Origin of the sequence: Paenibacillus sp. FSL P2-0121 (assembly GCF_037975345.1) — a bacterium.
Classification (GTDB): domain Bacteria; phylum Bacillota; class Bacilli; order Paenibacillales; family Paenibacillaceae; genus Paenibacillus_AQ; species Paenibacillus_AQ odorifer.
On the sequence record NZ_CP150245.1, the window covers coordinates 1,365,003 to 1,383,590 of the forward strand.

The following is an 18,588-nucleotide window of genomic DNA, read 5'->3' on the forward strand; positions in this document are numbered from 1 at the left end:
AGTTGTATGATTGATAGTTTTAGTATAAGCTTGCAACCTTCATTTGTTCAAATCAGTCTAAAGAGTGAAGGATCGAAGCTAAGGAGGGATCTTATGTACTTCGCAAAAAAAATCGGTGGGCTGGCGCTGATAGCAGCAATGTTATGGCTTACAGCATGTAGCGGAACGCCAGAAGCAGGGACGGAGCCGAAGCAGACGCCAGAGCATTCACAAGAGCAGACGCCAGTGCAGACGCAAAAGCCGATACCCGAGCAGGCACCAGAGCAGACATCAACTGCACAGTCAGCGGCTACTACGGAATCACCACAGGAGACTGAGACATCAAGTACGGGGCAGCCGCAGGATCTAGAGGGATTACCGCCATCAGTTGAGGAAGCAGCGACGACGGTTATAAGGTCAATTAAAAACAAGGATATGAAGCAATTAGCGGCATGGGTACATCGGGATAAAGGGCTACGTTTCTCTCCATATGCATACGTGGATACAAAAAATGATCTTGTATTCACCCGGGAGGAAGTAGAAGGATTAATGAATGACTCTACCAAAAGAGTCTGGCGAACATTTGCTGGCTCCGGTGATTTAATCGAGCTGACATTTGCAGATTACTACAAGCGGTTTGTTTATGATGCGGACTTCATTCAGAAGGCCGAAATTGCTGTGAACAAGGGGCTTGGGCAAGGGACGACGATCAATAACTTAAACGAAGTGTATCCTAAGGAGCAATATGATTTCGTTGAATATCATATTGCTGGCATCGATCCTTCTGTCGAGGGAATGGATTGGCGCAGCCTGCGTCTAGTCTTCGAAAAGATCGGAGAAGACCATGCATTAGTCGGCATTATTCATGATCAATGGACGCCTTAGCTTACGGACCCAGATGATGCTATTATGGACGCCTTAGCTTACGGTCCCAGATGATACTATTATGGACGCCTTAGCTTACGGACTCAGATGGCGCTATTATGGACGCTGTTTGCCTGCTTCAACTTATTATTCACGTCCGTTGGTATACGCTGATCCTTACGGACCCAAATGACGTTATTCGCGTGTTTTTAGCGATTAGAGCACAGTTTCGGACTCCAGTGCAGCTATTCATTACAAAAAGGCACATTTATGGTGCTTTTTGTGCCAATAGCGACGATGGAGTCCTTTAGTAGTCCAAATGTGCGATTATACTGCGAATAAGGTCATCTGGGTCCGATAGCTACTGCAACCCCATCCGCTGCAAATCCTTCTGTTGCACACCTAGTTGTTGCAACCTAGTTGTTGCACACCTAACTGCTGCACACCTAACTGCTGCACACCTAGTTACTGAACACCTAGTTACTGCATACCTAACTGCTACACACCTAACTGTTGCACACCATCTGCTACGTTCGCATACCGTAAACATTGGAGCATCGCTGATCTGTATTTTGTTTTTGGGTACCTGCTTCAGCGGATTTTCATATTCGTTGATACAGGATGAGCCTTACGGACCTAGATGACGTTATTCGCGTGTTTTTAGCGATTAGGGCATAGTTTCGGACTCCAGTGCAGCTATTCATTAGAAAAAGGCATATCTATGGTGCTTTTTGTGCCAATAGCGACGATGGAGTCCTTTAGTAGTCCAAATGTGCGATTATACTGCGAATAAGGTCATCTGGGTCCGATAGCTACTGCAACCCCATCCGCTGCAAATCCTTCTGTTGCACACCTAGTTGCTGCACACCTAACTGATGCACACCTAGTTACTGCATACCTAACTCCTACACACCTAACTGTTGCACCTAGCGGTTGCACACCATCTGCTACGTTCGCATACCGCAAACATTGGAACATCGCTGATCTGTATCTTGTTTTTGGGTACCTGCTTCAGCGGATTTTCATATTCGTTGATACAGGATGAGCCTTACGGACCTAGATGACGCTATTCGCGTGTTTTTAGCGATTAGGGCATAGTTTCGGACTCCAGTGCAGCTATTCATTAGAAAAAGGCATATCTATGGTGCTTTTTGTGCCAATAGCGACGGTGGAGTCCGATAGTATCGTGAAATTGGCATTTTTCTGCGAATAAGGTCATCTGGGTCCGATAGAAGCTACGTCCGTGCAAATATGATCTAATCGCTCGAAGTTTGATGTTCATCCCCGTCAAGTAGCCTCTTGCACACAAAAATGATCTAATCCCTGGAAGTTTGATGTTCATCCCCATCAAGTAGCTTCATGCACACAAAAATGACCTAATCGCTCGAAGTTTGATGTTCATCCCCATCAAGTAGCTTCATGCACACAAATATGATCTAATCGCTCGAAGTCTGATGTTCATCCCCGTCTAGTAGCTTCATGCACACAAAAATGACTTAATCGCTCGTAGTTTGATAATCATCACTGCCAAGTAATCAGCATTTCTGAGCCTGAGTTAGCTTGCGAACCCAGCGACGTTATTTGTAAATTTATTGCGATTGGAGCACAGTTCGGGCCCAGTGCAGCTATTCGTTAGAAATAGGCCCATATGGGATGTTTTTTAAGACAATAGCAATTATGTAGTTCGATAGCGGCTGCATCCGTTACCTTATCATTCGGAGTTTGGAGTTTGGAGTTGGGATAAAGGGCGAAGGAACAACAAACAAGGGATGCTTCAGCAGCCATATGATGGCTTTTGAGGCATCCCTTATTTGCTTATAAAAATGAACTTAGATACCTGAGGAAAGGGAAGAGAGGCGAAGGGGAACTTTAGAACTGTAAGAGTGATAATGCCCTCCCTATAGCTTTCCACAGGAAAGCCATCTTCGTAAGCATAAGCTTCTCCGTATCTCAGCCGTCATAAACGGCAGCTGGAAATCCAAATATTCACCGCAGCTGCGACTGACCCTTAACTCTAAAACCCTCAAGTTCAATTTATATTATTGTGCCGCGCTAGACGAATAAGAGGCGGAGCCAGTTACAGGTTGAGCGATAGCTTTGTATCCATCTGGCAGATAAGTGGCAACAGATGCTTTTGTGATCACCTGCGCGTACATTTTCCCTGGTTCAGGAGCAGTCACGTTAAAGTAAATCACAGCTGTATTGTCTTTACCAAATTCGATTCGCTCAATCACCAGCCCATACCCGGGGTTAGGTAGATTATTAACGGTAAGGGTGGCTTTATTTACGCCTTCACCCGCTTTGGTCAACGTAACCTCTGTTTCGTAGGTTGGAGTAGTGGGACTGCCATTAGATACAATTACACGTTTAGCAAAAGCGGCTGCATCATAGATCAGAGCGGCTGCTTCAGAGCGGGTAATAGCATCATTCGGCCGGAAACTACCGTTCTTATCGAGTGTGGCAATATGTGTATTCAGCAGGATCTGGAGACTATTTATAACCTCTGTAGAGAGTTTATCGCCATCCTTAATGTCTACATACATCAGCGTAACAGGGAAGTTACCTTTACTTTGCAACGCTTGCGTCAATAAGTGCGCGAACTGAGCACGGGTGATAGTTCCATTAGGATCCACTGTCCGGTCGAGTGAAAGGCCATTTTGCTTGGCAGTCAGGAAAGCCGAAGCATACCAGGCCTTGTCGTTCACTTTATCAAAATAATCACTGGCTTTGGAAGAACTACTACCTGCCGCTGGTTGCGGAGTCAGATTCAGACCCCCAAATATGAATTGTATCCCTTGCGCAAAGCTTACTTTAGATTTAGGAGCAAACTTATCTTTGTCTACTCCGTTTATAATCCCCTCTTTATGCAAAGAGTTGATTTTTGCTTCCGCAGGATCACCTTTCAAATCTGAAAAAGCAAAAGCGGATGCCCCAAAAGACACACTCGCTGCCAAAATGCCGCAGGCTATAGTCATTTTTTTAGCGTTATTTATGAATAATGGTTTTTTCATTTGCGTCACCTCCATACTCTTAGATGGTAGATTAGACCAAAATGTTGCATAGAATTTAAAATATTATAACGGTTCAAGTAAAATATTATCCACGCAGTAGCGATTCGGCACCATCTACATAAATTTCAGTTCCCGTCACATGAAAAGATTCATCCGATGCGAGAAATAATACCAGATTGGCAACCTGCTCAGGCTTACCCGGTGCATTTTCCAGCGGATGATTACCTTCCGGAAATTCCACAGGAATCTTCACTTCTTGAAGATCATCGCTTTTATACGTATTATCTCCAATTTGTGTATCGATTGATCCAGGACAGATGGCATTTACACGGATGCCGTATTGCGCCAGCTCTAGGGCAGCCATTTTCATAAAAGCAACTTGTCCTGCCTTGGAAGATGAGTAAGCGGAAGCGCCAATGTTCGAGAATACTCGGTTGCCGTTAATGGAGCTGGTGATAATGATGCTGCCGCCATTTTCTTTCATGTGGGGGATGGCGTATTTTACTGTGGCAAAGGTGCTGCGTAGGTTGGTATTCAGTGTCTGGTCCCAATCTTCGATTTCTAGTGTTTCGATGGGAGACCATGTACCATTAATGCCAGCATTGGCAAAAATAATATCAATCTTCTGGGCCGCCTCCCCAACCTTACGAATACTTTCTTCGACCAGACCTGGATTGGAGACATCGCATTCAATTACTGTTGCTGTACCGCCAATAGATTCAATCTCACGTTTAGTTTCATAGGAATCCTCGGGAGTGCGGTCAAGCATATATACCTTAGCTCCCTGTTGGGCAAACCGTATCGCTGTAGCTTTTCCAATACCGGAACCAGCACCTGTAACCACTGCAACTTTATCCTGTAAACGTTTATCTGTCATGATGAATTTCCTCCTCGGCGTTAAATTTCTTATATTAGTAATTACATACCCGGCATAGCTGAATCTAACCATTTGAACTGGAGGGTGGAACAACGTGGATGGATATATTACTATGGAACATAAGGATGTAAATAATAAAAATTCAGATAAATTTAGATAAATCTAGCTCATGATAGGGGAACTATAGATGATTCAGCAGCAGGGAACAGAACGGATTAATGTGGGGATATTTGCCCATGTGGACGCCGGGAAGACAACAACAACGGAGCATATTTTGTATGAAAGCGGTCGCATTCGAGCGCTTGGCAGCGTAGATACGGGGACGGCATTGACGGATTCTATGGATGTGGAGCGGCAGCGGGGGATCTCCGTACGGGCGGCATTGGCTTCTTTTGCTTGGAAAGGTGTGCAGATTAATCTGGTCGATACCCCGGGGCACGTCGATTTTCTGTCCGAAGTTGAGCGGTCTTTGCGGGTGATGGATTGTGCGGTGCTTGTTCTTTCAGCCGTGGAGGGTGTGCAGGCCCAAAGCGAGATGATCTGGAACGCGCTGCGCAAGCTGGGAATCCCCACACTTATTTTTGTGAACAAAATGGATCGTGTAGGTGCTGACCCTGAAGCTGTGCTGGCAGAGGCGCGAAATTATTTGTCTAGTGATATCATTCCAGTTCAGCAACCCATCGGCAAAGAGAAGGAGTACATAGGAGCAAGAGATTTATGGGAGAATGAAGCTGATGCTAACAAGCGAACAGAATTATTAGAGGCTTTAGCTGAACGGGACGAAGAGCTGTTGGAGAAGTATATGTCAGGTAGTCCGATTGATTTGGCTGAATGGAAAAAATATATGAAAACAGCCTCCTCATCAGGTCGCTTTTTTCCGATGGTTTATGGCGTCGCCGCCAAGGGGCTTGGGATTAATGCCTTGCTGGATGCGATGGTTGAGTATTTTCCGCGCGCTGGTGGGAATGTGGAGGGTCCGGTGTCAGGCATCGTATACAATATTCAACGTGATAAAAGTATGGGACGGATGGCGTTTGTCCGCCTTTATGAAGGGACGATCCGTAACCGCGATACGCTGTTGAATTATACGCAGGATATTCAGGGGAAAGTGACCCAGATCCGCAAGGTCGAAGGTGGTCGGACCGAGGATGTTGGAGCGCTTGAAGCGGGAGATATTGCTGTTATCTATGGTCTTTCCGGGGTGCGCATCGGAGATGTGCTCGGCCATCCGGGGGCCATTCCGGAGGAGGCGAAGCTGGCTGTACCGCTGCTAACAGTGCGTGTATTCTGGGAACCAGATATGGATGACCATAAGGTTATCGGGGCGCTGCAGGAGCTGGCGGATGAAGATCCGCTTTTGGATGCACAGTGGCTGCAGGATGAGCGGGAGCTGCATATCAAAGTAATGGGACCGATTCAGCTGGAGATTCTGAACAGTGTTCTAGAGGAGCGATATGCGCTGAAGGTGACCTTCGGTCAGCCTTCTGTCATTTATAAAGAAACGCCAGCCCGTGCCGGCGAAGGTTTTATCGCTTACACGATGCCGAAACCGTGCTGGGCGATTCTACGCTTTCAGATTGAGCCTGGACCTCCGGGCAGTGGTTTAGTCTATGATTCGATAGTGCGGAGTTCCGATCTGTTGCCGCAATACCAGAGCGAAACCGCACTTCGTGTACCGGAAGCCTTGCAGCAGGGTTTGTATGGCTGGGAGGTTACCGACCTTAAAGTGACCTTGACCGAGGGACAGCATCATGTATGGCATACCCATCCGCTGGATTTTGCTGTGGCGACTCCGATGGGAATTATGAACGGACTCGCTCGGGTAGGCACTAAGCTTCTGGAGCCGATTCTGCAGGTTCGCATCGTGGTCCCTGAGGAGAATGGCGGCCGGGTGATGAACGACCTCGTGCAGATGCGCGGCACGTTCGAGCCTCCCGTGCTGCAAGGCGAACGGATGATTATCGAAGGACGTCTGCCGCTGGCAACGTCACTCGATTATCCTGTCAGCTTAAGCTCCTACACGAAGGGGCGCAGCACGTTTACTTCTTTTTTTGCCGGCTATGAAGAATGTCCACCAGACGTATCTGCTGAGCGCACCCGCCGGGGCGTGAACCCACTTGATCAGGCGAAATATATATTAAGCGTGCGAAAGGCACTGCAAGGGTAAATTGAGGTAGAAGGACTATTGAGACTAATAGGCAGGGTGAAGACAAAGGAGCGTGTCAGCGATGTTAGTACTAAGATATACTCAGAAATTATTAAAAGATATGAAAGTAGCTCCAGTAGAAGTAGAAGACATCTCCTCCTTTTTTAGTTGGCATGTGAATATTATGCAACTCAGAAAAAAACATATTTTATTTGTACATGATGCAAGCCGGTTATGTATATTATTGGATGGAATAAGAAGCGGTCAAGCTGATAAATTGGTTGAAAAGTTCAGAATAGAACTTAAGGAGTATTTATTGCAGGAGGGTTTTAAGAAGCAGCTCATAAATCAGTATTTACTAGAGGCCGGAGAAATCACTATATCCCGTACAAATAATAAAAGTGTACTTGGAACAATGAATGAAATAACACTATACAATTCGGCAGCTCAAAGTGATTTCAGCTTGCTTGAGAGGAATAAGTGGTTGAACACTATTATATATAAACCTATTGATTATAAAGAGCCCATTAATGTCTTTAGAGAATCCTTAAATAGTTACTATTCATAAGCAAGTACTGTCAATCTTGGACTAGCTGAAGCTTTTATCGGAAATCTGAGGGGGAAATAAATTGAAGATTAGAGAAGCAACAGCTAGTGATATAGACGGGATCGCTTTTGTCCACGCTGCGAGTTGGAAAACCACGTACAGAGGGCTAATTTCGGACGAGTTTCTCGATAAAATCACAGTGGAAGCAAGAAGAAAGCTCTGGATTCGGAATTTTGAAAACCCCAATAAAGACGAGGTTATGTATGTGGCCGAAGATGGGGCTGGGACGATTATTGGTTTTGCAAATGGAGGAACGCGAAGAGGGTCAGATCTCTCTGATCTCTATGATGCGGAGCTATATGCACTCTATTTGCTTAAGGAACAGCAAGGAAAGGGTCTTGGAAGGCAACTCATAAGAAGCGTAGCACAGAATTTATTGGAGAAAAATTATAGCTCGTTCATGACTTGGGTGGTAACAGGAAATCCCGCGATTCATTTCTACCACAAAGTGGGTGGACAATCTGTTGCGACAAAAGAAGTGAAGATTGGGAATGAGATTGTTGAAGAGATCATGATCGGGTGGAGGGATATTGGGGTTGTTGGGGGTTAAGAGCCAAGGAGAGCGATGTGCAGAAGCTTTTAACTGTATTTTGTACAACTATAATCCCACAAATAACCCGCCAAAGGATATAACTGTATTTCGTACACCTATTTTTGTGATTTATTACTCTATGGGCACATTTTCTAGTTTTTAAGTGTACAAAATACAATTAAAGTCTTGATGATCCCCTTTGGATGCGGAATAAGTGTATGAAATGCAGTTATTTTACGAGTTCATTAAGCTATGCCAGCCTTTTTCCACTTGCCCATAATCTGTCGTAGCAAGCCACCACAAACCGGAGTATCGTTGCTACAACCGCCTATTCCCCCTCAGACTCAGCCTTCTTCCGCGCCCGGAAGCGCCGCACCTTCATAAGGTTGCCACAAGCTTTGTCATCGCAGTACCGCTTGGAGCGGTTGCGTGTATCATCATAATAGACCCAGAGGCAATCGGGATTCTCGCAGATGCGGAATCTTGTGGGTTCTTTTTCAAGCAATGCCTCGGCAAAAGACGCCGCAATCTCCGCCATCACCTGCTCCCAACCGCTATGAAGTGGCAACAGCTTTATTTCCGCTTGCTCGTCGCCTTTCCACACAATTCGCCGTGTAACAGGACCCTTGTCCAAATAGATATTGAGCTGTTCAAGCATTTCTCCATACACCGTGTTTCCTTGCACAATAGCCTGTACCCAGTTCCATAGTAGTGAGCGAAGCTTTTTAAGCTGCGCCATTTCTATCGTGTTCGGCATCTGTGTTTCTAAAAGAGAATACTCCTTCAGCCATTTAAAAACCCATTCTTCTTCATCGAGCCTGTCCCGATCTTTATTCTTATCTCCTGTTCGCCAATCCCGCCAGTAGCTGTTAATGAAATCCTCCCACAACACGGTCTGTTCATCCTTTCCGATTCAACGCTCATTACAAATCATTGTAACAGTTAAAAATAAGTTTAGCTAGTTACTTGAATACAATCTGGAAATATGCTACATTTCTTTTGTAACCACTATATTATGGTTTAAGTCGTTACATATTAGTTCGCTTTGAAGTAGTTCTTTTTGAAGCTACACCATGAAGTTTATGTTTACACAAATTTTTAGGAGGTTGAACATGCAAAATAAAATCAGTGAGGTCTTGCTCCAAAATTGGGATTATTGCATGGATATCGAGGATTGGGCTCCGCCGCTTAGCGATGCGCTGGAAGGTGTGGATAGCAAACAGGCTCTCTGGAAGCCAGAGGGTGGGGCGGCCAATTCTATCTGGGAAACGGTTAACCATCTAACTTATTATAAGGTGCGTTTGCTGCGAAAGCTAAAAGGGTTGCCCAAACAACCCGATGCTGAAAGCAACGATGATACCTTTACTGTAACAGCTGAAGGAGAAGAAGCATGGGCGAAAGCCGTTGCAGACCTGAAGGACGTGCATGCTGCTCTTAGAGAAATCATTGAAGCGTTGGAAGAAGGCGCGTATGATTGGGGCGGTTCGGGTCATGCGCCAGGGGAAGAGGTAATGAGCCTTATCCTACACGATTCTTACCATACTGGACAAATTATTATGCTGCGTAAATTGCAGGGTTCATGGGTGTCCAACCGTAGTTTTAATTAGAACCTCCACATTTAAAAATACAAGCCGTACACTGCTATTCCGGTATACCCGGGTCAGCGGAGGTACGGTTTTTTTGTGTGCAACTCTGGTAGGCACGAGTATATATTCTATATTGTTTTTTTTGGTTGATTTGGATAAATTAAAACGCGATATGGATATGGGCTCAGAAACTAATCACTGATATCATATAATCCAAAGGCTGAATTAACAAATAACTAGAGCTGCAGATGATTCCTGAAGATTTAAGGGTCATCTTTTTTGATGAGGAATCAAGTCTATCAGGCGGAAGGGAGTGTAAAGATTGACGAGGTTTGGACAGTTAAACACATTGCGTAATCAAATTTTCCTGGGTTTCATGTTTGTCATGGTGATCGTACTCGCCACGGTTGGTTTTTTTATGTATGGGCAAGTTTCGGTTCTATTACGCAATAGTGCGGAGAAGCACATTGAACAGACTGCAGTTCAGGCAACGGGCAAATTGGATGTACTGATCCGGCAGATTAATACGTTGACGGCGCAAGTGGCAACCAACGCCTCCATTCAGCGATCGCTCGCTCAAGAGGCCGAAGGAAAGCCGATCAGTTTCGCCGAACGTCAAACCATCCAGCAGGAAGTACGTAAATATGAGGCGTATGCGACAGGGATTCGTTCCATTGAGCTGTATGCAGGTGATTATCAGAAATTACTCTCAGTTGATGACGCCAGCTTGAACAATCGAGTATCCGAAGAATGGATCAGCCGGGTGGACGAGGGCAAAGGACGTCTCGTATGGTTTGGACTTGACCCGCGGAATTCGGATATCGTCATTGCGATTCGTAATATTAGGCTGATTGATCATTCATTCACGAAAGCTGGCTATATTATGGTTCAAATTGAGAAAAGTTACTTCCAGCTTACGGATGAGGTGGACAGCTCACAGGCGGAAACGCGTGAATTAATGAGATTATTTGATGAAGCAGGACGGCAAATTTCTTCCGATTTTTCCGTAAATGTCAATGCAAATAAGATACTGGATCATGGAGGAGAAAAGGTTGAGGTTGGCGGAGAAGACTACATTGTAATTCAGAAGCAGTCCAAGGCAACAGGCTGGAGGCTAGTAATCCTCACTCCAGTTGACTATACGACAGAGGGGATATCTGTCCTTCGTACAGCGATCATCGTATCCGGTGTTGTTGGCAGTTTATTGTTTCTCATCTTTACTTTTATTTTATCCACGATGATTACACGGCCCATACTGAATTTGATAAAAGTGATGCGCGGTTCACGATTTGGAACCTTGAAACCGATTTCAGTCACTTCTACCACTATGGAGATCAATGAGCTCAATAATACTTACAACCAGATGGTTCACTCTCTGAATGAACTAATTGAAGTCGTCTATCAGAAGGAGATCGTCCAGAGTCGCACAGAATTAAAGGCACTTCAGGCTCAAATCAATCCGCATTTCTTATTTAATACATTAGAAGCATTCTACTGGGCCCTCGATGAAAAAGGTGAGGAGGAATTAGCCCAAATTGTGGTTGATATGTCGGGGCTTTTTCGTTATGTCATCAATCGAACTGATGATGATGAATGGGTGACTATCGGCGATGAGCTCGACCATGCCGAAAGATATTTGAAGATTATGGAGATGCGTATGCTCGACAGGTTATCCTGGCGGATTGAGTCAGATGAAGCTTGCCGAAGTGTCCCGCTACCGAAGCTGTTAATCCAGCCTCTTGTCGAAAATGCGATTCTTCATGGCGTAGAGCAAAGGGTTGGACCGGGGACAGTCATGCTAATTGTCAGACCTTCAAGTCGTCCGGGATATACATTGGTTACGGTAACTGACGATGGTCCAGGGATGGATGCAGCAAAGATATCGTCTATCTATCACACCATGGAGAAGGGGAGCATGAGGTCTTCCAAAAGGACTGGGATTGGTATTGCTAATATAGAGCGGAGACTGAAACTCAGTTACGTAGACAATACGGACGGGCTTGAAATACGAAGTGAAGAAGGTTATGGAACTAGCATCTCTTTTGAAATACCGAATGAACCTGGAGAGGGGAAAAACACGTGAAAACTATACTCATCGTAGATGATGAACCGAGAACAAGAGAAGGGGTTCGTAAAACATTAGAAGCCTGGTCATCCGGTCAATATCGCATCGAAACCGCAGCAAGCGGTGTTGAGGCACTGGCATGGCTGCAAAATAACGAAGTTAATCTGCTTATTACCGATGTGCGCATGCCTGAGATTGGAGGGCTAGAATTAGTTGAAAAGCTGAACGAAATGCCTCATCCTCCAGTGGTTATTGTGATCTCCGGCCATCCTGAATTTGACTATGCACAGAAAGCCTTGCAGTTTGGTGTAGTTGAATATTTACTGAAGCCACTCGACAAAACGAAGCTGGTCCGAGCAGTGGAATTAGCATTGAAACGCAAGGATGATATTTATCGAATCGAACGAATGGAGAAGCTGATCGATCCCAAGCTTATGGAAACGGTACAGCAGGAGAAAGTGTATAGCACTCAAGTGCGTGAGGCACTCCAATACTTAGACGAACATCTTCACGAATCGATATCCATGCGTGATATAGCGGATCAATTACACATGAATGCCAGCTATTTCAGCGTCCTTTTCAAAGAGCAGACGGGACTGACTTACAGTGAATATGTAACGAGAAGGAGAGTACAACGAGCCAAAGAACTACTGGTGAGCACCCGGCTGTCCATTGCTGAAATCGCGGAACAAGTAGGCTATCAAACAGCCAAATATTTTGTGAAGGTATTTCGTGCACTCGAAAATGTTAGTCCAGGGCAATACCGGCAGAACGTCATGACCACGGAGGAAAGAATCCAATAATAGTGGTATTAGTCCCAATCCTTATGACCTTACGACATCATGGGATCCAAGCTACAATCTAGTTAAGCGGTTACAAGGCCGCTAGACAACAATAGAAAAGGGGTTGTAAGCGTGCGCAATAAAAAATGGACAATATTGTTCTTAACGATGTGCCTCGTTCTTGTCACAGCTGGTTGTGGTCAAAAAGATAACAATGCAGGTGAATCTAAAGGTAGTGCAAATGGGGGAAGCGACAAAGTCACCGTTAACTTCATGCATTTATGGCCAGAAGGTGTTTCTGCCGGACAAAATAAAATTGTTAATCAAATCATTAAAGAATATCAAACAGAGCATCCCAATGTTGTAATCAAGCAAGAGGTTCTGGACAACGAGCAATACAAAAATAAGCTGAAGGTATTGTCTGCTTCTAACGAATTGCCAGACGTTGGGGTAACTTGGGCCGCTGGCTTTTTGCAGCCTTACGTTGAAGGAAATCTGTTCGCACCTGTAGATGACTTGTTGAATGGTGAATTAAAAGACAAGTTCGTCGCAGGAACTACAGAAGCTTATGCTATTAACGATAAAACGTATGCGCTTCCACTTGAGTTTAACATCGCACCTATCTACTACAATAAAGCTATTTTTGAAAAGTATAATCTTGAGGTTCCACAAACCTACGATCAGTTTAAGCAAGTTGTAAAAACACTATCTGATGGGGGCATTGCACCGATTGCTCTCGGCAATAAGGATCGCTGGACAGGATCGCTTTGGTATATGTATCTAGCTGATCGGATCGCAGGCCAACAGGCACTTGCAGGTGCGATCAGTGGATCAGGCTCATTTATGGATGAAGGATTAGTAAAGGCGGCATCAGAGGTCCAATCACTTGTAGACAGCAATGCATTTGTTAAGGGATTCAACGGTTTATCAAATGAAGAGGCAAAATCAGAGTTCGTAAATGGCAAGGCGGCAATGTACATGATGGGATCATGGGATCTGCCAAACTTCACAACGAATGAAGAAATTCCACTGGAATTCCGTAATAGTGTTGGTTTCTTCAAATTCCCGACAGTTGAAGGCGGGAAGGGAGACATTAACAGCTGGGTAGGTGGACCAGGTGTAGGATTATTTGTCGCTGAGAACTCTGAGGTAAAAGAAGAAGCAAAATTATTCGTCGAGTATTTCGTATCCAAATGGGGAGAGCAATCCGTAACTGGAGCAGGCGTTATTCCAGCTACGAAGGTGGACACCGCCACACTGGATCTACCACAGCTCTACATCGATTTGTTTAACGAAATGAACAAAGCTAGCAGCATCACTTTATTCGCAGATGTTCAAATGCGTGCCAATGCAGCAGAAACGCATCTGAATATGATCCAGGCTCTTTTTGGCAAAGCGGTGACGCCAGAGAAGTATTCCGAGGAGCATGACGCGGCCATCTCCAAAGGCAACTAAAGCTTCGACAACTAGGCGAAGGGGACAATTAGCTTATCCGGCAGCGTGATGCCGGATAAGCCTTTCCTCAAACGGTTTATGAAGGAAAGGAGTCGGACACTTTGGATAAAGTGATGTCTAACAAAAAAATAATCGCGTTATATGTATTTCCCGCCTTGCTTCTCATTCTGGCTATTGTATATATTCCGATTGTTCTAACGGGTTATTATGGACTGAATAAGTGGAATGGCATAGGTGCTCTGACTTTTATCGGATTTGATAACTATAAAGCTTTGCTAACAGACCAAACCTTCTGGAATAGTGCTTGGCATTCTCTGCAGTTAGCGTTGTTTTCTACCCTAAGTCTCATTATTTATTTGGCAATTGCTATGGTATTAGCCGCCCGGATCAAGGGAGCTAACTTGTTTCGCAAAATATATCTGATTCCGATGCTGCTATCGTCCGTTGCGATTGCGCAGCTTTGGCTAAGAATTTATCATCCGACGAACGGAATTGTGAACAGCTTATTAGTATCCATTGGTTTTGCTAATCCTCCTGCATGGCTTGCAGAGCCTACATTAGTTTTGTTTGCTTTATTTATTCCCATTCTGTGGCAATATGCTGGTTTCTATATTCTGATCTATTACGCAGCACTCAAGAATATCCCGACCTCTCTGGAAGAGGCAGCAAAGATTGACGGAGCCTCTGCCTTACAAATCGCTTGGAAAATTAAGCTTCCACTCGCAATGGAAGTCATTAAAGTTACGATTGTTCTGGCCGTTGTAGGTTCTCTGAAGTATTTTGACTTAATCTTTGTTATGACGGATGGAGGTCCTAATGGCTCTAGTGAAGTGATGGCGTCTTATATGTATCATCAGGCTTTTCGGGCTTATGATTTTGGCTACGGGAGCGCAATTGGTTTCTTCCTGCTCGTCATCTGTCTCGTCATTACTTGGGTCATTCGCAAATTAACTGCTACGAAAGATTCGATCCAATACTCATAAGGAGGGGCGCTTCATGATGTCTGGAACTGCAGGAAGGCTAGAAATCGGGCCAAAGCCAGGCGGCGCTGGCACGGAGATCACACGTAAATTAGGCTACTCATTGCTATATATCGTGTTGATTGCCGTTGCTGCTCTGCAATTGTTTCCGCTTGTATGGCTGCTGTTTTTCTCATTAAAAAATAATCAGGAAGTGTTCAACCTTCCTGCTCTATCGTTGCCGATGAATCCTCATTGGGAGAATTACGCGAAGGTCTGGAATGTAGGGAACATCAACGTGTATTTCTTCAATAGCGTATGGATTACCATCGTGGCTACGGTGTTAACGGTTATCTTCGGGAGCTTGGTTACGTATGCAGTTACCAGGATGAAATGGAAGGGAAGCTCGTTCGTACTGGGATTGTTTATGGTAGCGATGATGATTCCTGTTCACTCCACGCTTATTCCGTTATTTAGTATATTCAATAAGATTGGCTTAACGGATCACCCTTTGTCACTTATTTTGTCTTATGTCGCTTTTAACATGCCGATAACGATTATGATTTTGCTGGGTTTCTATTACGCACTGCCACGTGAAGTGGAAGAGGCTGCAGTAATTGATGGTTGTTCCGTGAACAGAATGTTTTTTAGAATTATACTTCCTATGACAAGCTCGGTGATCGCGACTACAGCCATTATTAATATGATCTATAACTGGAACGAATTTATTTTTGTAAACACATTTATTAGTTCTGATTCTTACAAGACGCTGACCGTGGGGGTGCAAAACTTCATTGGTCAATATACGACGGATTGGGGTGCGATCGGGGCAACGCTTATGATCAGTATTTTGCCTATTCTGATTACATTCCTGTTCCTCAGTAACCGTATCGTTGAGGGAATTGCGGCGGGTTCGGTTAAAGGGTAAGTAGAAAGAAGACCTGAATTTCTCAGCTCGAAAAGCTGAAGAGAATTCCGGTCTTTTTTTAATCCAATCTAGAATTTTGATTCAATCTTGAAAGCCTCGGGTTAATGGAGGCTATCAAAGATGAACATTCGAAAGGAGAGATTGCTGATGGAACCGGGCTATAAGGATAGAAGTGTTGAAGTGGAGCATAGGGAGGTACAACGGAAATCGGATTCCAGCGTTGTCGCATCTACCTTTATTAAATATGCTGCTTACATTATTATATTTTTTGGTTTTCTGTTCTTTTTGGTTAAATATGTATTTCCTAAGTTTTAATAAGGATTGATTCTTAAGGCGGAGTCTTATTGTTTCTCTGCGATGATCTTTTTTATTACTGCTATAGTTTCTGGTGCAGCATTCTCCAGCATAAACTCAATTGCAGCGAACTGCCGCATAACGTACCTGTGCTCAAGCTTTTCTAAAGGGTTGAAAAAGCCTTCCGGATAATCGATAATCTCCAGATCCCGCTCCGTGACCTGTCCTATGTATTCAAAGGCGTATTCGAATGTACCTTCCGAAATATATAAATCGACGATTTCTTCAATTCGCTTGCGATCAATATGATCCACGACAGTTAGATAATTAGGTGCACTCCAGTAGGCCCCATTTAGACAAGCACCACTTTGGATGTAGTCTTGTCGGATCGCTTCGATGTTCTTGAAGGTGTAGAAATCCGATGCCCAGCGGGAGCGGTCAGGGAATGTGACTATGACATAGAGATTATAATTGTCCTCTTCCTCAGTCCCACTTTCCGGAGACAGCTGTATATGTCTTGTTCTACTGATCATAATTATAAGTCCCCTTTCTTAACAAAAACGGCTACCGTCTTTTTAAAAGACGGTAGCCGCTGCTTTAAATATGTCCTAGATCTTAATCATCCGAGGCTATAACTTCATCTCATTACTCGATTCCGCAGAATTACGATAAAAGAACCAGCACTCATTCAGCAGCTTGATCTGACGGCGGTCTTTTTTGTAATAAGCTTTCATTAGCTGATGGCAGAGCCACTGTGGCAAGCGAATCCCTCCTCTAACAACTTACGTAAGTTAGAATATGGAGAAATAAGCCTAAAGGTGCGGATTACAGTAGGCTTTCTGCTTCCTCTTCGTACCACTGCTCCAATTGAGCCTGTAGTGCTCGTATCTCAGTAAGCAGGGAGATCAGTGGGTAGTTCTTCTGCTCTTGAACAGAGGCGAAGGCTTGTTCCAATCTATTGATATAATCCAGACCGGACTCCAGGGAGTAATCCTCACGTAACAGATCCAGCGAATCGCACTCGGCGATGGCTAAGGGCAGATCCGGAACATTATCGGCTGTCAGCTTGTCGATTTCTTTGTTCAGGCGTAAATTGAGCGCACTTAGTTGGTACGCATATTCCTCAGGCATTTCCACGAATTGTAGTTCTTGATTTTGCTGCAAAATTACATACCGCATTTTCGGCATTGTTCATTCTCCCTCCGTACTTGTCTTCCTTCTTGACAGTTTAGCCTATGCACAAGTTACAATTCAAGTAGAGATCTTAATTCCCGTGGAAAGGACTTGTGATAGAACGCTATGGAAACTATGAGCAACGAAGAGCTACAGCTGTGGATTGAGCAGGTATCACGGGACAGCTTTGGCGTGCCGTTTAGGCATAAGGCGAGCTTTAACAGCCGGTTGTCCTCAACGGGTGGCCGATATTTTACCAAAAGTCATAATATAGAGATTAATCCCCATCAGCTTGCCATGTTTGGCAGAGAAGAGACGGAGCGGATTATAAAGCATGAGCTCTGCCATTATCATTTGCATTTGGCTAAGCGAGGGTATATGCATCGTGACGCTGATTTCAAAAGCCTGCTGGCGCAAGTCGGCGGAAGCCGCTACTGTCAGACACTGCCGGGTGCAAAAGCTCGGAAGCCGCTGCCCTATCGATATAAGCTTGTATGCAGTGCCTGTGCCATGGAGTATCCGCGTAAGCGAAAAGTAGACCCTAAGCGTTATCGCTGCGGTAAATGTTCGGGCAAGTTGAAGTTATTTATTTTATAACCAAACCTAATAATCCGACAAAAGAAACAGCTTGCTGAGGCGAAATGATACATCCTTCTAAATCTTTGATATCCACGATCAAGCCACTGAACTCGCAGTCACTAAGGTCGATCCCATTAAGCTTTGATCCTGACAATGTGGCTTGATCCATATTACACTCGCTGAAGCTGATTTTTTGGAAATTTGACTGATAGTAGTCGGAACTCATTAATGAGCTGTTCTCAAAAGAAACCTGCTTCAGATTAGCGAATCGAAACGTAGCAAAATCCCCGATACAATCTACTACACGAACATTCTGGAATCTGCCTCTTGTAAAGTCTGTGCCGATGAGCTTGCAGTTTCTAAATTCAGTTCGATGAATAATGCCATTCGTAAAATCCACATTAGATAGATCACAGCGATCAAATATCACGTCCATAAGCTCGATCCCAGTTAGGGAGCACTCCGTAATCGTTACATTTTTAAAAATCACGCGATCAAAGCTGACCTTATTAGCCTCTTGATTATCAATAACCGTATCGCTGATGCTGCAACAGCTGAATTCGTCTTTGGTTTGCAGTGAATATATTTGCTCAGGAAGAAGAGAGTCAGGATCTGCTATTTTTGGCGAATCAATTTTGAAATTCATATGTACCTCCGTTTGTTTACTCCTTGCGGGTAGCTAAAACTAACTATCATCGCGTTAAACCGATTTGTCAATCTTCATGAAGGTTGTAGGGATTGGATATCCGTA

19 protein-coding genes are annotated in these 18,588 nt (G+C 44.4%); 12 read left to right on the forward strand and 7 right to left on the reverse strand.

Annotated features, from left to right (window positions below; all coding sequences use genetic code 11):
• Positions 1-93: 93 nt before the first annotated feature.
• Complete coding sequence (locus tag MKY54_RS05995; protein WP_339189911.1) at positions 94-864, forward strand: hypothetical protein; 771 nt, start codon at positions 94-96, stop codon at positions 862-864.
• Positions 865-2,882: 2,018 nt separating this feature from the next.
• Here MKY54_RS05995 and MKY54_RS06000 read toward each other — a convergent pair.
• Together MKY54_RS06000 and MKY54_RS06005 are read right to left on the reverse strand one after the other, a co-directional pair.
• A complete protein-coding gene (locus tag MKY54_RS06000) occupies positions 2,883-3,854 on the reverse strand; it encodes an S-layer homology domain-containing protein (protein WP_339189912.1) in 972 nt (323 codons plus the stop codon).
• A gap of 85 nt (positions 3,855-3,939) precedes the next feature.
• Positions 3,940-4,731, reverse strand: a complete 792-nt coding sequence (locus MKY54_RS06005; RefSeq protein ID WP_076220605.1) for an SDR family NAD(P)-dependent oxidoreductase — start codon at positions 4,729-4,731, stop codon at positions 3,940-3,942.
• A 187-nt stretch (positions 4,732-4,918) separates the two neighbouring features.
• Here MKY54_RS06005 and MKY54_RS06010 point away from each other — a divergent pair, with 187 nt between their 5' ends.
• The 3 genes from MKY54_RS06010 to MKY54_RS06020 all read left to right on the forward strand — a co-directional run bounded on the left by MKY54_RS06010 (position 4,919) and on the right by MKY54_RS06020 (position 8,034).
• A complete protein-coding gene (locus tag MKY54_RS06010; RefSeq protein ID WP_339189915.1) occupies positions 4,919-6,898 on the forward strand; it encodes a translation factor GTPase family protein in 1,980 nt (659 codons plus the stop codon).
• A gap of 61 nt (positions 6,899-6,959) precedes the next feature.
• Positions 6,960-7,445 (forward strand): hypothetical protein, encoded by a 486-nt coding sequence (locus MKY54_RS06015; RefSeq protein WP_339189916.1) that lies wholly within the window; start codon positions 6,960-6,962, stop codon positions 7,443-7,445.
• A 61-nt stretch (positions 7,446-7,506) separates the two neighbouring features.
• Entirely contained in the window at positions 7,507-8,034 is a 528-nt protein-coding gene (locus MKY54_RS06020; RefSeq protein WP_339189918.1) for a GNAT family N-acetyltransferase, read from the forward strand.
• A 310-nt stretch (positions 8,035-8,344) separates the two neighbouring features.
• Here the strand turns inward: MKY54_RS06020 and MKY54_RS06025 are convergent, their stop codons facing one another.
• Positions 8,345-8,908 (reverse strand): CGNR zinc finger domain-containing protein, encoded by a 564-nt coding sequence (locus MKY54_RS06025; protein WP_076305362.1) that lies wholly within the window; start codon positions 8,906-8,908, stop codon positions 8,345-8,347.
• 220 nt (positions 8,909-9,128) lie between these two features.
• On the opposite strand from MKY54_RS06025, the gene MKY54_RS06030 reads away from it, so the two are divergent.
• The 7 genes from MKY54_RS06030 to MKY54_RS06060 all read left to right on the forward strand — a co-directional run bounded on the left by MKY54_RS06030 (position 9,129) and on the right by MKY54_RS06060 (position 16,106).
• Positions 9,129-9,623: a DinB family protein gene (locus tag MKY54_RS06030; RefSeq protein WP_036686798.1), complete on the forward strand. Its 495-nt coding sequence runs from the start codon at positions 9,129-9,131 to the stop codon at positions 9,621-9,623.
• 301 nt (positions 9,624-9,924) lie between these two features.
• The gene (locus tag MKY54_RS06035; protein WP_339189921.1) at positions 9,925-11,685 is read left to right on the forward strand and encodes a sensor histidine kinase; all 1,761 of its coding nucleotides are present in this window, start codon (positions 9,925-9,927) and stop codon (positions 11,683-11,685) included.
• Positions 11,682-12,470 (forward strand): response regulator, encoded by a 789-nt coding sequence (locus tag MKY54_RS06040; protein ID WP_038569070.1) that lies wholly within the window; start codon positions 11,682-11,684, stop codon positions 12,468-12,470. The genes MKY54_RS06035 and MKY54_RS06040 overlap by 4 nt, the downstream gene beginning before the upstream one ends.
• A gap of 111 nt (positions 12,471-12,581) precedes the next feature.
• Positions 12,582-13,904, forward strand: coding sequence for an extracellular solute-binding protein (locus tag MKY54_RS06045; protein WP_038569072.1), 1,323 nt, complete (start codon positions 12,582-12,584; stop codon positions 13,902-13,904).
• Positions 13,905-14,005: 101 nt separating this feature from the next.
• Positions 14,006-14,887 (forward strand): sugar ABC transporter permease, encoded by an 882-nt coding sequence (locus tag MKY54_RS06050; RefSeq protein ID WP_036686803.1) that lies wholly within the window; start codon positions 14,006-14,008, stop codon positions 14,885-14,887.
• Between the two features lie 13 nt (positions 14,888-14,900).
• Positions 14,901-15,791 carry a carbohydrate ABC transporter permease gene (locus MKY54_RS06055; protein ID WP_076280203.1) on the forward strand — a complete coding sequence of 297 codons (891 nt, stop codon included), beginning with the start codon at positions 14,901-14,903 and terminating at the stop codon, positions 15,789-15,791.
• Between the two features lie 120 nt (positions 15,792-15,911).
• Complete coding sequence (locus tag MKY54_RS06060) at positions 15,912-16,106, forward strand: hypothetical protein (protein ID WP_036686806.1); 195 nt, start codon at positions 15,912-15,914, stop codon at positions 16,104-16,106.
• Positions 16,107-16,132: 26 nt separating this feature from the next.
• Here MKY54_RS06060 and MKY54_RS06065 read toward each other — a convergent pair whose 3' ends face one another.
• The 3 genes from MKY54_RS06065 to MKY54_RS06075 form a co-directional block, all read right to left on the reverse strand.
• The gene (locus tag MKY54_RS06065; RefSeq protein ID WP_076280204.1) at positions 16,133-16,618 is read right to left on the reverse strand and encodes a hypothetical protein; all 486 of its coding nucleotides are present in this window, start codon (positions 16,616-16,618) and stop codon (positions 16,133-16,135) included.
• Between the two features lie 96 nt (positions 16,619-16,714).
• Positions 16,715-16,846, reverse strand: coding sequence for a cortex morphogenetic protein CmpA (gene cmpA / locus MKY54_RS06070; protein ID WP_094903512.1), 132 nt, complete (start codon positions 16,844-16,846; stop codon positions 16,715-16,717).
• 64 nt (positions 16,847-16,910) lie between these two features.
• Positions 16,911-17,273, reverse strand: a complete 363-nt coding sequence (locus MKY54_RS06075; RefSeq protein ID WP_036686808.1) for a hypothetical protein — start codon at positions 17,271-17,273, stop codon at positions 16,911-16,913.
• A gap of 120 nt (positions 17,274-17,393) precedes the next feature.
• Here MKY54_RS06075 and MKY54_RS06080 point away from each other — a divergent pair, with 120 nt between their 5' ends.
• The gene (locus tag MKY54_RS06080; protein ID WP_081383508.1) at positions 17,394-17,855 is read left to right on the forward strand and encodes a SprT family protein; all 462 of its coding nucleotides are present in this window, start codon (positions 17,394-17,396) and stop codon (positions 17,853-17,855) included.
• On the opposite strand, the gene MKY54_RS06085 is transcribed toward MKY54_RS06080, so the two are convergent.
• A complete protein-coding gene (locus MKY54_RS06085) occupies positions 17,845-18,483 on the reverse strand; it encodes a pentapeptide repeat-containing protein (RefSeq protein WP_076129517.1) in 639 nt (212 codons plus the stop codon). The genes MKY54_RS06080 and MKY54_RS06085 overlap by 11 nt on opposite strands.
• Between the last annotated feature and the right edge of the window lie 105 nt (positions 18,484-18,588).